Source organism: Thermoflexus hugenholtzii, assembly GCF_018771565.1.
Classification (GTDB): Bacteria; Chloroflexota; Anaerolineae; order Thermoflexales; family Thermoflexaceae; genus Thermoflexus; species Thermoflexus hugenholtzii_A.
Genome location: NZ_CP076326.1, coordinates 2,997,471 through 3,011,097 on the forward strand (window position 1 = coordinate 2,997,471; position 13,627 = coordinate 3,011,097).

General features: G+C 70.3%; 10 protein-coding genes. 3 read left to right on the forward strand and 7 right to left on the reverse strand.

What is annotated here, in order from left to right; genetic code table 11:
* Genes KNN16_RS13605 through hemA form a run of 6 tightly spaced genes read right to left on the reverse strand, consistent with a single transcriptional unit; the run spans nucleotide 1 to nucleotide 5,771 of the window.
* Nucleotides 1-1,029, reverse strand: a complete 1,029-nt coding sequence (locus KNN16_RS13605) for a radical SAM protein (protein WP_303897619.1) — start codon at nucleotides 1,027-1,029, stop codon at nucleotides 1-3.
* Nucleotides 1,030-1,039: 10 nt separating this feature from the next.
* Nucleotides 1,040-1,720, reverse strand: a complete 681-nt coding sequence (locus KNN16_RS13610) for a chlorite dismutase family protein (protein ID WP_303897621.1) — start codon at nucleotides 1,718-1,720, stop codon at nucleotides 1,040-1,042.
* A gap of 33 nt (nucleotides 1,721-1,753) precedes the next feature.
* Nucleotides 1,754-2,752, reverse strand: coding sequence for a porphobilinogen synthase (gene hemB / locus KNN16_RS13615; protein ID WP_303897622.1), 999 nt, complete (start codon nucleotides 2,750-2,752; stop codon nucleotides 1,754-1,756).
* 48 nt (nucleotides 2,753-2,800) lie between these two features.
* Nucleotides 2,801-3,595, reverse strand: coding sequence for a uroporphyrinogen-III synthase (locus tag KNN16_RS13620; protein ID WP_303897624.1), 795 nt, complete (start codon nucleotides 3,593-3,595; stop codon nucleotides 2,801-2,803).
* On the reverse strand, nucleotides 3,592-4,497 hold the full coding sequence (gene hemC / locus KNN16_RS13625; RefSeq protein ID WP_303897625.1) for a hydroxymethylbilane synthase: 906 nt from the start codon (nucleotides 4,495-4,497) through the stop codon (nucleotides 3,592-3,594). Before hemC ends, KNN16_RS13620 begins: the two co-directional genes overlap by 4 nt.
* Entirely contained in the window at nucleotides 4,494-5,771 is a 1,278-nt protein-coding gene (hemA, locus tag KNN16_RS13630) for a glutamyl-tRNA reductase (protein ID WP_303897628.1), read from the reverse strand. Before hemA ends, hemC begins: the two co-directional genes overlap by 4 nt.
* Nucleotides 5,772-6,079: 308 nt before the next feature.
* Here hemA and ade point away from each other — a divergent pair, with 308 nt between their 5' ends.
* Nucleotides 6,080-7,795 carry an adenine deaminase gene (ade, locus tag KNN16_RS13635; RefSeq protein WP_303897630.1) on the forward strand — a complete coding sequence of 572 codons (1,716 nt, stop codon included), beginning with the start codon at nucleotides 6,080-6,082 and terminating at the stop codon, nucleotides 7,793-7,795.
* Nucleotides 7,796-7,885: 90 nt separating this feature from the next.
* On the opposite strand, the gene ppc is transcribed toward ade, so the two are convergent.
* Complete coding sequence (gene ppc / locus KNN16_RS13640) at nucleotides 7,886-10,615, reverse strand: phosphoenolpyruvate carboxylase (RefSeq protein ID WP_303897632.1); 2,730 nt, start codon at nucleotides 10,613-10,615, stop codon at nucleotides 7,886-7,888.
* Nucleotides 10,616-10,933: 318 nt separating this feature from the next.
* Here ppc and KNN16_RS13645 point away from each other — a divergent pair, with 318 nt between their 5' ends.
* Together KNN16_RS13645 and KNN16_RS13650 are read left to right on the forward strand one after the other, a co-directional pair.
* Nucleotides 10,934-12,739 carry a GAF domain-containing sensor histidine kinase gene (locus KNN16_RS13645; protein ID WP_303897634.1) on the forward strand — a complete coding sequence of 602 codons (1,806 nt, stop codon included), beginning with the start codon at nucleotides 10,934-10,936 and terminating at the stop codon, nucleotides 12,737-12,739.
* Complete coding sequence (locus KNN16_RS13650) at nucleotides 12,739-13,434, forward strand: hypothetical protein (RefSeq protein WP_303897636.1); 696 nt, start codon at nucleotides 12,739-12,741, stop codon at nucleotides 13,432-13,434. Before KNN16_RS13645 ends, KNN16_RS13650 begins: the two co-directional genes overlap by 1 nt.
* Nucleotides 13,435-13,627 lie beyond the last annotated feature (193 nt).

Below are 13,627 nucleotides of genomic sequence, written 5' to 3' on the forward strand. Positions count from 1 at the left end.
TTATGCCGGGAGATACGGGCACAGGGGATCGCTCTCCAGGGGATCCCCGGTGACGGCGTAAGCCCGGGCCCGGGATCCGCCGCAGATGGCCCGGAAAGGACAGCGCCCGCATTTCCCCTTCAGCGCGTCTGGATCCCGCAGGGCGACGAAGAGGGGATGCTCCCGATAGATGGCCACCGGGTCCTCCCGGCGCACGTTCCCCAGCGGGATGGGCAGGAAGCCCGACGGGTAGATCTCTCCGATGTGGGAGATGAACATGATGCCGTTGCCATCCCGAACCCCAAACCCGCGGCGCGCGGCGGGAGGCAGATGACCGTTCGCCCGCTGCACCAGGACCCGACGGTAGTGATGGGCCTCGGTGGTCTTGATCTCGAAGGGCACCTGGGGGGCCAGGTCGATGAGCCAGTGCATCAGGCGTTCGCTCTCCTCCGGCGAGATCTCGCGGAGGAGCCGGCCGCGGCCGGTGGGGATCAGGAAGAAGAGGCTCCAGCGGCGGGCCCCCAGCTCCTTCACCCGCTCCACCATGGCCGGGAGATCCTCCAGGGTCTCGGCGCACACCAGGGTGTTGATCTGGAGAGGCAACCCGGCCGCTGCCGCCCAGCGGGCCGCCCGCACGGTCTGGGCGAAGCTCCCCGGCACCCCCCGCAGGGCGTCGTGCCGCGTCGCCGTGGACCCATCCAGGCTCAGGGCCAGCATCCAGATCCCTGCGGCCTTCAGCCGGTCGATCACCGCCTCGGTGAGGGCGTAGGTGCCGCTGGGGGTCAGCGCCACCAGAAAGCCCAGGCGCCGGGCCTCCGCGATCAGATCGAAGAGATCCGGGCGCTTCAGAGGATCCCCTCCTGTTAACACGAGGTGGGGCCGGGGATCCCCGAAGGCCGTCAGGCGCTCCAGCAGGGCGAAGCCTTCCTCCGTGGAGAGCTCCCGCGGATCCCGCTGGGGGATGGCCTCCGCCCGGCAATGCCGGCAGGCCAGATCGCACGCGCGGGTCAGCTCCCAGTAGATGAGCAACGGGCGCTCCGCGTAGCGCATGGGGCCCTCCTCATCCGAGCAGGTCCAGGGCCGCCTCCAGCGGCCGGTAGAGCGCGGTGAAGATGGGGGTGTCCCGCAGGGTGTAGCGGCGGGCCTCCGTGCCCCGCAGGGCCTGAACCAGGTCGGAGAACAGGACCAGGTCCTCGGCCTCATAGACCACCACGAACTCCTGGTCCTGGAGGCCGAAGGCGTAAAGCAACCACTGACGGATCGCCGGGTATTGTTTCCCCACCCGGATGTGCTCGTTCATCATCCCCTGGCGGGCGTCCTTGCTCATGAGATACCAGTCCGTCGTCTTGACGAAGGGATACACGATCAGGTAAGGTCGGCGATCCTCCTCAAAGGGGTCGATCTCCTGGGGGGAGCGCCCGGCGGCGTAGATCGAGGGGCGGGTGAAGCCCCACAGGGTCAGGACGGGCTGGACGAGCGTGCGGCAGCTGTGAACGGCCCGGGCGAACCGCTCGAAGAACCGGGTCGGGGTCTCCGTCGCCTCCACAGGCTCCGCGCTCCAGACCAGGAGATCGGCCTCGACGCGGGTGGGGAAGACCTGATACAGGTAGGCCCGGGCCGCGGCCCGGGAGATCTGCTCCCACCAGGCGGCGGCCTGCGCCCGCCGCTGGGCGGCGGGCAGCGCCCAGAAAGCTTCAGTCAAACGGAAGAAGGCGAAGTGCCCGAGCACGGTTTTCTCCATCGCAGGCTCTCCTCCGAGCACGGTGGGGGGTCTTCAACGGCGCAGCCGGCGGGCGGCCTCCTTCGCGAAGTAGGTGATGATCCGGTCGGCCCCTGCCCGTTTGATGGCGATGAGGATCTCCATCATCGCCCGCTCCTCGTCCAGCCAGCCCATCTGCGCCGCCGCCTTCACCATGCTGTATTCCCCGCTCACGTTGTAAGCCGCGAGGGGGTGGTCGAAGCGCTCCCGGGCCCGACGGATCACATCCAGATACGCCAGGGCCGGCTTGACCATGATGATGTCCGCCCCCTGGGCGATATCCCGCTCGATCTCCCGCAGGGCCTCCCGGGCGTTCGGCGGGTCCATCTGGTAGCTCCGCCGGTCGCCGAAACGCGGCGCCGAGTCCGCTGCCTCGCGGAACGGCCCGTAGAAGGCGGAGGCGAACTTCGCGGAGTAGGCCATGATCCCCACGTCGACGAAGCCGGCTTCGTCGAGGGCCTCCCGGATCGCCCGGACCTGGCCGTCCATCATGGCGCTGGGGGCCACCAGATCCGCCCCCGCCGCCGCATGGGCCAGGGCCATGCGGGCCAGCAGGGCCAGCGTGGCGTCGTTATCCACCCGGCCGTCCCGCACGATGCCGCAGTGCCCGTGGTCGGTGTAGGCGCACACGCAGACGTCGGTGATCACCACCAGCTCCGGGGCGATGGCCTTGATGCGCCGGATCGCCTGGGGCACCAGGCCGTTCTCCTCCCAGGCCTCCCGGGCCTCTGGATCCTTTCGTTCCGCCAGCCCGAAGAGCAGCACAGCGCGGATGCCCAGGCGGACGATCTCCTCGACCTCCGCCTCCAGGCGGTCGACGGTGAGACGGAACTGGCCCGGCATCGAGGAGATGGGCTCTCGGACGTTCCGCCCGGGTCGGACGAAGAGGGGATAGATGAAGTCCTCCGGCGTCAGCGAGATCTCCCGGGCCAGCGCCCGCAGCCCCTCCGTCCGGCGCAGCCGTCGCAAGCGATCGATGGGCTCCACCCGGATGGAAGAAAGCACCTGCGCCATCTCTCACCTCCTATGGGGTTCAAGGGATCGCCGGAGGGCCGGCCCTCTTCAGCCCTCCGGGCTCGAAGATGGGTTCCGACCCCAGCTCTCGATCAGGGCCCGGATCAGGCCCTCCTGGGTGTGCTCCCGGGCCACTGCCGCAATCGGGAAGCCCAGGGCCACGGCCTCGGCGGCGGTCACCGGCCCGATGCACACGGCGGGCAGGTCGGCCGGGCGGATCTCCTCCCGTTGCTCCAGCAGCCCGGCCAGGGCCCGCACGGTCGAGGGGCTGGTGAAGGTCACCCGGTGAGGCCGCGGATTGAGCGCCGTGCGCAGCGCCTCCGCATCCCCGGCGGCGGCCACCCGGTAGGCGGCCACCTCCACCACCTCCGCCCCGCGGGCCCGCAGGCGCTCCGCCAGCTCCCGGCGGGCGATGTCGGCGCGGGGCAGCAGCACGCGGCGGCCGGCGACTTCCCCCAGCCCCTCCGCCATGGCCTCCGAGAGATAGACCGCCGGCTGGTAGGCCGCCTGCAGGCCGTAGCGTTGAAGGGCGCGGGCCGTCGCCGGGCCGATGGCCCCCAGGCGGACCCGGGCCAGCTCCGCTGGCGATCGGCCGGCGGCGATCCAGCGCTCCAGGAAAGCGTGGACCCCATTGGCGCTGGTGAAGAGGATCCAGTCGAAGGTGAGGGCCTGCCGCACGGCCTCCTCCAGGGGGCGGGGATCCTCCGGCGGCCGGATCTCGATGGCGGGAAGCAGCACCGGGATGGCGCCCAGGGCTGCCAGCTGCGCCGCCAGCCCTTCCGCCGCCGGACGGGGTCGGGTGATCAGCACGCGGCATCCCTGCAGCGGTGGCGTCCGGCTCATCCGGCTTCCTCCAGGATCCGAATCGCCCCTTGGCTCCGGAGCCGTTCGGCCAGGGCGCGGCCCAGCTCCTCCGCGGCCTCCGCGGGTCCTTCGATCTGATCCCGGATCGCCTGCCTCCCATCCGGGGAGATCACTAAGCCGTCCAGCCATAGGCGATCGCCTCGCACCTCGCCATAGGCGGCGATGGGGACCCGACAGCCTCCGCCCAGGGCGCGCAGGAAGGCGCGCTCAGCGGTCACCGCCCACCACGTGGGCGGATGGTTGAGGCGCTCCGCGAGGGCCTGGGCCCGCGCATCGTCCGCCCGGATTTCCACGGCGATGGCTCCTTGCCCGGGGGCCGGGAGCACCTGATCCAGGGGGAAGATCTCCGTGATGGCCTCGCTGCGCCCCAGGCGGATCAGCCCGGCCACGGCCAGCACGATGGCCTCGTAGCGCCCCTCCTCCAGGCGCCGCAAGCGAGTGTCCACGTTCCCGATGAGCGGGAGATAGGCCAGATCCGGCCGGAGCGCTCGCAGCTGGGCGGTGCGGCGGGGGCTGCCGGTCCCCACCCGGGCGCCAGCGGGCAGCGTCGTCCAGGTCCATCCGTTGCAGGCGATCAGGGCCTCCCGGGGATCTTCCCGTTCCAGCACGGCCGCCAGCCGCAGCCCGGGCACCGGATCCGTGGGCAGATCCTTCAAGCTGTGCACCGCCAGGTCGATCCGTCCCTCCAGAAGGGTGTGCTGGAGCTCCTTGACGAAGGCACCCCGCACCTCCCGCTGCCCGCGGTCGCCGCTGGTGTGAACGATCACGGTCTCCACCGGGATCTCCGGATGCATGGCGCGGAGCCGGCGGATCACCTGCTCGGTTTGCGCCCGGGCCAAAGCGCTGCCCCGGGTGCCCACTCGCAACGGGCGGTCGCTCACGGCGAGGCCCCTCCGTCCGAAGAGAAGGGATCGTCCTCCAGCTGCCACAAGGCCTGGAACAGCGCCAGGGCTTGCGGATCCCCGGCCGCCTGCTTCAGACCGATGAGGGGAGCGTGCAGCAGCTTGCGGACCAGCCGGTGGGCGAACTGCTCGATGCGGGCGCGCTGGGCGGGGGTGAGCTCTCCCAGCTTCGGCCACAGCCACGCCAGCTCCTGCTGGCGGATCGCCTCCGCCCGGCGTTCCAGGCGGGCGATGAGCGGGCCGACAGCCCGGCTCCGCTGCGCGGCCTCCCACTCCCGCACCGCTGCTTCCACCATCGCCTCAGCCTGCGCGATCGCGGCCTCCAGCCGCTGCCGGCGCGCGTTCCCACGGGCCTGCAGATCCTCCAGGCCGATCCGATGAATGGAAGGCGGGAGCTCAGCCTGCGGGTCCACGTTCGGCGGGGCTCCCAGATCCACCAGCCACAGGGGATCCGCCGGCGCCGCGCCCCGTCCGTGCGCCACCGCGTGGAGCTCCGGGCGGGAGAGGATCGGCTGAGGGACGGCCAGGGCCATGAAGGCCACATCCGCTTCGATCAGGCTGGAGATCAGATCCGTCAGGGTCCCGGCCTCCCCGCCCGCGGGTTCGGCCAGCTGGCGCGCCCGTTCCAGGGTGCGGCTGAGCACCCGAAGGCGAAGCGGCCGGTCCCGCCCCACCGCCCGCACCACCGCGCTCCCCATCGTCCCCGCCCCCACCACCAGGATCCGTTTGCCGGCCAGCCCCACACGTTCCCGGATCTCCTGGACGGCCAGGGCGGCCAGGGAGGAGGGGAAGCGCCCCAGGTCCGTTCGAGAACGCACCTCCCGGCCCAGGGCGATGGCCCGGTCGAACAGCGGGCCCAGGATCGCGCCGACCGTCCCGGCCTCCCGAGCGAGGGTCAGGGCTTCCCGCACCTGTCCGAGGATCTCCGGCTCGCCCACCGCGGTGGAATCCAGGCCGGCGGCCACCCGGAACAGATGACGGACGGCTGTCGATCCGGTCCATCGGGTCAAGGCGAGGGGGGATCCCATGCCCAGGGCCTGTTGCAGGAACGCGGCCGCGACGTCCGCCGCGCCGACCCCGTAGATCTCCAACCGTTCGCAGGTGCTCAGGACCACGGCTTCGGGCAATCCGCCTGCGCGCAACGCCGAAAGCCACGCCCGCACCTGCTCCGGGGGGAACCCGAATCCCCCGGCTGAAGCGTTCGCCCGCCGGTGGGTCCCCACGCCGAAGATCTCCCCGCCAGGCCCCGACATCCCCCATCCACCCCCCTCTGTCGGGATCAGGCGAAATTCTATATTTCTGTCGCTAATTAAGCAAGTTCGCTTAATTTTTTGTGGACCGTGGGCTCGGCAATCGAAGCGGGCGGGGGGAGTCGGGCCGGGATCCATCGCGGGGTGGGGACCCGCGGGGGATCGCCGGTTTCGGCGATCCGGCGGATCGCCCGGACCCTGTCTGCCTGTGGTCCTGGGGGACCGGAAGGCCCTGACGATGGGGAGGATCGGGTTCGCAGAAGGCCGGTGGAGCGCATATAATCGGAAAAAATTGGGGGAAGGAGGAGCGCATGATGGAGCTGGCCCATCGGATCCGCCTGGCGCGCGGTCAGGAGCCGGCCGACCTGCTCCTCAAGGGAGGGCGTCTGGTCAACGTGTTCACGGGTGAGGTCTATGAGGCGGACATCGCGATCCATGGGGGATACATCGTGGGCATCGGGGAGGGTTACACCGCCCGGGAGGTGATCGATCTCAAAGGCCGCTTCGTGGCCCCCGGCTTCATCGACGCCCACGTCCACATCGAGAGCAGCATGGTCCCCCCGCCGGAGTTCGCCCGCGCCGTCGTCCCCCACGGCACCACCACCGTGATCATCGATCCCCACGAGATCGCCAACGTCCTGGGCCTGGATGGCATCCGGTACATGCTGAACGCCGCCAAATACAATCCGCTGAGCGTCTTCGTGATGCTCCCCTCCTGCGTCCCCGCCTCCCCCCTGGAGACCTCCGGTGCCGCCCTCTACTGGTATGATCTGCAGCCGATGCTCTCCAGCCCATGGGTGCTGGGGCTGGCGGAGATGATGAACTACCCCGGCGTGATCCAGGGCGATCCCGTCGTGCTGGATAAGCTCCGGGCCTTCGCCCACGTGGTCCGTGACGGCCACGCGCCGCAGCTCACCGGGCGGGATCTGGTGGCCTATGCGGCCGCAGGGATCACTTCCGACCATGAATGCACCACGGCGGAGGAGGCCCGGGAGAAGGCCCGCCTGGGGATGTATGTCTTCGTCCGGGAGTCCTCAGTGGCCCGCAATCTGGCGGATCTCCTCCCGGCCATCACCCCGGCCAACAGCCGTCGCTTCTGCTTCTGCACGGACGACCGTCACCCGGCGGATTTGCTGGACGAAGGCCACATCGACTTCCTGATCCGCAAAGCGGTCCGCCTGGGGCTGGATCCGGTGATCGCCATCCAGATGGCCACGCTCAACCCTGCCGAGCATTTCCGGCTCCACGACCGGGGGGCCATCGCCCCGGGGCGCGTGGCAGACCTGGTGGTGTTCTCGGACCTCTACGACCTGCGGCCGGAGATGGTCTTCCGCCACGGGATGCAGGTGGCCGAGAACGGCCGCCCCCTCTGGGAACCGGTCAATCGGAAGGTGGCCCTTCGCAGCACTATGAACATCGCCTGGGATCGCGTGAGCTTCCGCATCCCGGCCCAGGGGCGGCGGATCCATGTGATCGGGGTCATCCCGGACCAGCTGATCACCCGCCACTTGATCGAGGAGGCGCGGATCCTGGACGGGGAGGCGGTGGCGGACCCGGCGCGCGATCTGCTGAAGATCGCGGTGATCGAGCGCCACCGGGCAACCGGGCAGATGGGCCTGGGGTTCGTGAAGGGGATGGGGCTGCGCCGGGGCGCCCTGGCTTCCTCCGTCGCCCACGATCACCACAACCTGGTGGTGGTAGGGGCGGACGACGTCTCCATGCTGACGGCGGCCCGCGCGGTGGCCGGGGCCGGCGGAGGCATGGCCGCGGCCGAGGGCGAACGGGTGCTGGCCCTCGTGCCCTTGCCCATCGCCGGGCTGATGTCCGACCAGCCCATCGAGGCGGTGCGGCGGCAGATGGATGAGGTGTTGCAGGCGGCCCGGGCCCTGGGGAGCGAGCTCCCCAACCCCCTGATGACCCTGAGCTTCCTGGCCCTGGAAGTGATCCCCGAGCTCAAGATCACGGACATCGGGCTGGTGGACGTCAACCGCTTCGAGCGGATCCCCCTCTTCCTGGAAGAGTCGTGAAGGCACCGAGGGGCCAGGGAGCGTGAAGCCCTGGCCCCTCTCGCTTTGCGGGCTGACATTCATTTCGGCTGAGCGGGATGGGGACACGCTCTACCCGGTGGTGCGCAGGCCCGCGGCGACGCCCTGGATGGTGAGCCACAGGGCCTCCCGGAGCTCCTCCGCCTCCGGCCGCTCCCGCCAGCGCCGGAGCAGGAGGATCTGGATGAAATTCAACGGATCCACGTAAGGGTTCCGAACCTGGATGGAGCGCTTCAGCCATGGGATGTCCTCCAGCAGGTCCGGCAGGCCGGTGATGCGCAGGATCGCCCGGCGGGTCCGGTGATATTCCCCCTCAATTCGGGACCAGATGGCCTCCCGCGCGGCCGGGTCCGGGACCAGCTCAGCGTAGGCCCGGGCGATCCCGAGATCGGTCTTCGCCAGCGCCAGGGCGGCGTCCGCCAGGACCGCCCGGAAGAACGGCCAGCGCTGGTGCATCTCCTCCAGGCGTTGCCATCCGGCGGGGCCTGCCTGCCGGACGAAGGCTTCCACTCCGGACCCCAGCCCGAACCACCCGGGGAGCAGGTGACGGCACTGGGTCCAGGAGAACACCCAGGGGATGGCCCGCAACTCCTCGAGTCGCCGCTGCGGCCGCCGGCGAGGCGGACGGGAGGCGATCGGCAGCTGCTCGATGCTGTCGATGGGAGTGGCGTGTTCGAAGTAGGTGAGGAACCCCGGGGCTTCCAGCAGCTCCCGGTAGGCGCAATAGGCGGCCTCGCTCATCTGTTCCATCGCCTCGACCCAGGCTTCGTGAGGCTCCGGGGAGGGGAGCGCGGAGACCAGCAGGGTGGCCCCGATCACCTGCTCTAAGTGCCGATGGGCGATGTGGGGGTCGTCGTAGCGCTCCGCCAGGACCTCCCCCTGTTCTGTCATGCGAAGCCGCCCGGCCACTGCGTCCGGCGGGAGGCCGAGGATGCTCCGGGCGGCCGGGCCGCCGCCCCGCCCCAGCGCCCCTCCCCGGCCGTGGAAGAAGGTAAGGGTGACCCCATAGGCCCGGGCCACCCGGACGATCTCCGCCTGGGCCCGGTAGAGGGCCCAGGCCGCCGCCAGATACCCGCCGTCCTTGGTGCTGTCGGAATAGCCGACCATCACGATCTGATGATCCCCCTGGCGCTTCAGGTGCGCTCGGTAGAGCGGCCAGGCGAGGATGCGCGCCAGGATGCGCGGAGCCTCCCGCAGGGTGCCGATGCTCTCGAACAACGGCGCCACCCGGAGGAAGGCCGGTGGCTCGGAGAGATCGTTCGCGGCGCTCATCAGCCACAGCACCGCCAGCACATCCGCCGCCCCCCGGGCCATGCTGATGATGTAGGGTCCCAGGGACTCCGGACCGTAGGCCGCTGCGGCCCGGCGCAGCAGACGGAACACCGCGAGGACCTCGTCGGTCTCCGGGGACACGTTCGCCTGGGCCGCGATGGATCCCGCCCGGGGCAAGGTCTCCGTCAACAGGGCGAGCTGCTCCTCCTCGGGGAGGCGGGTGAAATCCGCGCCGATCCCTGCGGCGGCCAGCAGCTCGGCGATCGCCTCCGCGTGGCGGCGGGCCTCCTGCCGGATGTCCAGCCGGGCGATGTGGAACCCGAACACCTGCGCCTGGATCCGCCAGTCCCAGAGGAGCCCCTCGGCGATCCGGGCCCCGCGGTGGGCCGTCAGGCTCTCCCACATCCGCTCCAGGTCCTCGACCAGCTCCCGGGCCGATCGATAAGCGCCCTCCGGAGGCGGTTCGCTCATCGGATCCCAGGCCAGGGTTTGCTCCAGGCGCCAGGCGATCACCGAGATCCACCGCCGGTAAACCTCATAAGGGGAAAGGGCCGAGAGGCGCTCCCGGATCGCCGGCCAGCGGGCCTCGGCGTCCGCCAGGGCCTGAGCCAGGGCTGGGGAAACGGGGGCCTGGCGGGTGGAGACCCCGAGGGCGACGAACAGCTCCCGGGCCTGCTGGAGGTGCAGGGAGAGGGCGACCTGGCGGTGGCGTCGCAGGGTTTGGGCGGTCACCTCCGCCGTGACCCGGGGGTTGCCGTCCCGATCCCCGCCGATCCACGAGCCGAACCGCAGAAACAGGGGAGGCGGATCCGGGATCTCCGGGTAGCTGGCCTGCAGAGCTGCCTGGAACTCCCGATACAGCCGTGGGGTCAGCGACCACAGGGTGCGGACGAAGAACGAGAGGCCGTTCTCCACCTCGTCCATCACCGAGGGACGACGCACCCGGGTGAGGTCGGTCTGCCAGAGCGTGGTGAGCTCCGCCCGCAGCCGCCGGAGCAGCTCCTCCCGCTCCCGGGGCAGCCGATCCGGGGCGTCCAGCTCGGCCAGGATCGCCCGGATCCGCCCCAGGATCCCCCGCACCGTCCGCCGTTTCGCCTCCGTCGGATGGGCGGTGAACACCGGCTCGATGGAGAACGCTTGGAGAAGCCGTCGCAGCGCCTCGGGGGAGACGCCTGCCGCGCGGATCCGCTGGAAGGCCTCGGCGAGGGACTCGGGGCGCGGCCCCGGATGGGCCGCCTGTTCCCGCGCCCGCAACACCCGCACCCGGTGACGGTCCTCCGCCAGGTTGGCCAGGTCGAAGAAGATGGTGAAGGCCCGCGCGATCACCCGGAGCTCCGGCAGCCCCAGGCCTTCCAGCAGGGTGCGGAGCTTCCCCTCCGCGGTCGCATCCCCTGCGCGCCGGGCGCGGGAGAGCCGGCGGACCTCCTCCTCCAGCTCGAAGCCCTCCGCCCCGGCCTGCTCCCGGATCACCTCCCCCAGCAGATCCCCCAGCAGGTGAATGTCGCGTCGCAAAGGCTGATCGCCGAGCATCGTCGGTTCCGCCCTCCTGACCCCTGGATGGCCATTCGGGGATCAACCCCCGCTTTCCCCCAATCATACCAGGGGAAGTGCCCTCGCTCAGGCCCTGAACGCTTCGGTTTCGGGGAGGACGTGCGAGTTGCCGCTCCGATGGAGGATCGCTCGCTTCATCCTGGGGCCGGGCCGGAACGCCGTGGTCCGGGATCGGCCCCGTAGCCGATTTCCGGGCTTTCGATTAGGATGGAGTTACGCGCCAGGCTTTGGGGAAGCGGTCCGCAGCGGTTTCCCTGAAGCGACCGGGGATCTCGGAGAGCCTGCGGGTGGATCCGGATGCGCATGCGCGTGACGCCGGCGGAGTCCGTGGAGATCGCGGCGACCGGGATGGAGGACCGGGGGCCTTCCTCGAAGGATCTGGATTGGATCCTGGGGAACCTGCGCTGGCTCCTCATCGTCGCCATGGCCCTGGGCGCCGTCCTGAACCGGAGCTCGTGGCGGGCCTCGGAGATGGCCTTCGTGGCGCTGCTTGCCCTCACCGGGATCTATAATTTCCTGGTGCTGCTGGCCCTGCTTTTCGTGCGCTCCCCGCTGCCGTTGCCCGCCATCACCCTGGCGGGGGATACGCTGGTGACGCTCTCCTTCATCGCCTTCACGGGCGGACTGCGGAGCCCGTTGTTGTTCTTTGCGTTCCTGCCCATTGTGACCGCCGCGTTGCGGATGGGCTGGTGGGCGGGAGAGCTGGTGACCCTCGGCCTGTTCGGGGGCCTGGCCCTCTGGGAGGGCCTTCGGGGCGGGGAAGGGCTGAGCCTGTCCACCCTCCTGATCGCAGGCAGCGTGCTGGGGTTGGGGGCATTGCTCACCGGGGTCGTCGGCGACCGCCTGAAGCGGGAGATCCTGCGGGAGCTTCGGGCGCGGGAGGTGAGCCAGCGCCGGCAGCTCGCTCAGATCCGCCAGCAGCTCCAGGGCATCTTCGAGCTGGCCGCGGCCCTGGGGCAAATGCGGCGGGCCGAGGAGATCCTCCACGCCGCCCTTGAGGCCAGCGAGAGCCTGTTCCGGGGCACCGGGCATCCGGTCCCGCCGATGTTCATCGCCCTGCTGGAGCCGGAGGGGATGCGCATCGCCGCCGCCCGTCGCCTGCCCCCTCGGGATGAGCGCATGCGGCTTCTCGGCCTGGAGGGGGGGCTCCGGGAGGCCCTGGAGCGGGGGGAGCCGGTTCTTCTCCCCCAACCCGCCCAGGATCCTGAGCTCGGTCGTCTGGTGGTCATGCGCATCGCCCGGGCCGCGCTGATCCTTCCCCTGGGGATCGGGCCGGAGCGCTATGGGGCGCTCGTGATCGGGAGCCCGGATCCCCAGGCGTTCACAGGGGAACGGCAGGATCTGTTGCGGATCATTGCCACCCATGCCTCGATCGCGTTGCAGAACGCCCTGCTGTATCACACCCTTCAGCGGGAGAAGGAGCGCCTGGTGGAGGTGGAGGAGGAGGCCCGGCGGCGGCTCGCTCGGGAGCTCCACGACGGCCCGACCCAGAGCGTGGCGGCCCTGGCCATGCGGTTGAACTTCCTGCAGCGGCTTCTCCGGCATGATCCGGCCCAGCTGCCGCCGGAGCTGGCGAAAGCCGAGCAGATGGCCCGCCAGGCGGTGCAGGAGCTGCGGCACTTCCTCTTCCGCCTGCGCCCGCTGATCCTGGAATCCCAGGGGCTGATGGCCGCCCTCACCCATCTCGCGGAGAAGCTCCAGGAGACGGAGCCCTTCGCCATCCACCTGGAGGTGGATCCGGAGGTGGATCGGCTCCTGGATCCCAACGCAAAGGGGTTGGTCTTCTCGATCATCGAGGAAGCCATCAACAACGCCCGCAAGCACGCCGAGCCGCGGAACGTCTGGGTACGGGTGCGGGTGGAAGGGGACCGGCTACAGGTGGGAGTAGAGGATGACGGCCAGGGTTTCGACCCTCAGGCGCTGCGGGCGGACTACGCCCGTCGGGGCAGCATGGGGATGCTCAACATGCTCGAGCGGGCGGAGCTGCTGAACGGCGTGCTGGAGGTGGAGTCCGCCCCGGGCCAGGGCACCCGGGTGCGGCTGGAGGTGCCCCTCGCCCGGGCAGCCCTCAGCCCGGAGCCCTCGTCCCAGGATACGCCATGATGTCGGCCGGGATCCTGTCGGGGCTGGCGGCGGTTCTGGCCCTGGTTCTGGAGCGCGTTTCCCCCCGCGTCGTCCGCCGGGCGCCGGGTTGGGGGCGGCCGCTTCTGGAGGGGATCGCGCCCTTTCTCTATGGGCTGTTGCCCTTGCTCATCGTCCTGCAGCAGGGCTGGCTCAGCCTGCGGGAGGTCGGGCTGATCGGCCCCATGCCCCTGGCCCCCGGCGCCTTCCTGGGCTGGTCCGTCGCCGACTGGGCTCGCGGCCTGGGCCTGACCGCGCTGTATAGCGGGATCACGGTCCTCGCCCTTCGCCTGGCCGGGTTGCGCCGGCTGGCTTCCTCCCGGAGGTCGGCGCTTCCAGCTTTCGGGGCTCTCCCCATGGGGCTGGGACGGGAGGCCATGCTGGGGCTGTGGCGGGGGGTTCTTTGGGCGGCAGGGATCTCGGATCCCCTTCCAGTGGCCTGGATGGCCTTTGGGATCTGGTGGGGGGCGGCTCGAGGCCTGGGCGCGCGGGGAGGGGATCCGCCCGGGCCCCGCATCTGGGGCGGTGTCCTGGCCGCCACCGTTCTCTTCAGCCTCACCGGCAACCTCTGGCTCAGCGCCTTGGCCCATCTGATCCCCCTCGGGCTTCTGGAGCGCGGAGAAGCCTTTCCTTCTCCCAAGCGCGAAGCCAATGAAATGCCCTTCTCTCAAGATTGACCGCAGGAACGAGACTCAGGCGGGAGTGAGAAAGCTGATCCCCATCCATCCCTTTCACGTCTGAACGATAGGGCGGGTGTGTCCCAGATTTGTCGGGCATGGCCGCTGGGTAGGACAGGCTTCTTCCCTCTAATGATCGGAGATCTGGATGCCGGTCAACGGCCTGCGGTGGCCCTGCGTGAACCCATGGCGC

Excerpts from the sequence above, each read along its gene's own strand:
- KNN16_RS13605 (WP_303897619.1), bottom strand. The coding sequence starts at position 1,029 with ATGCGCTACGCGGAGCGCCCGTTGCTCATCTACTGGGAGCTGACCCGC.
- KNN16_RS13610 (WP_303897621.1), bottom strand. The coding sequence starts at position 1,720 with ATGGAGAAAACCGTGCTCGGGCACTTCGCCTTCTTCCGTTTGACTGAA.
- hemB (WP_303897622.1), bottom strand. The coding sequence starts at position 2,752 with ATGGCGCAGGTGCTTTCTTCCATCCGGGTGGAGCCCATCGATCGCTTG.
- KNN16_RS13620 (WP_303897624.1), bottom strand. The coding sequence starts at position 3,595 with ATGAGCCGGACGCCACCGCTGCAGGGATGCCGCGTGCTGATCACCCGA.
- hemA (WP_303897628.1), bottom strand. The coding sequence starts at position 5,771 with ATGTCGGGGCCTGGCGGGGAGATCTTCGGCGTGGGGACCCACCGGCGG.
- ade (WP_303897630.1), top strand. The coding sequence starts at position 6,080 with ATGATGGAGCTGGCCCATCGGATCCGCCTGGCGCGCGGTCAGGAGCCG.
- ppc (WP_303897632.1), bottom strand. The coding sequence starts at position 10,615 with ATGCTCGGCGATCAGCCTTTGCGACGCGACATTCACCTGCTGGGGGAT.
- KNN16_RS13645 (WP_303897634.1), top strand. The coding sequence starts at position 10,934 with ATGCGCATGCGCGTGACGCCGGCGGAGTCCGTGGAGATCGCGGCGACC.
- KNN16_RS13650 (WP_303897636.1), top strand. The coding sequence starts at position 12,739 with ATGTCGGCCGGGATCCTGTCGGGGCTGGCGGCGGTTCTGGCCCTGGTT.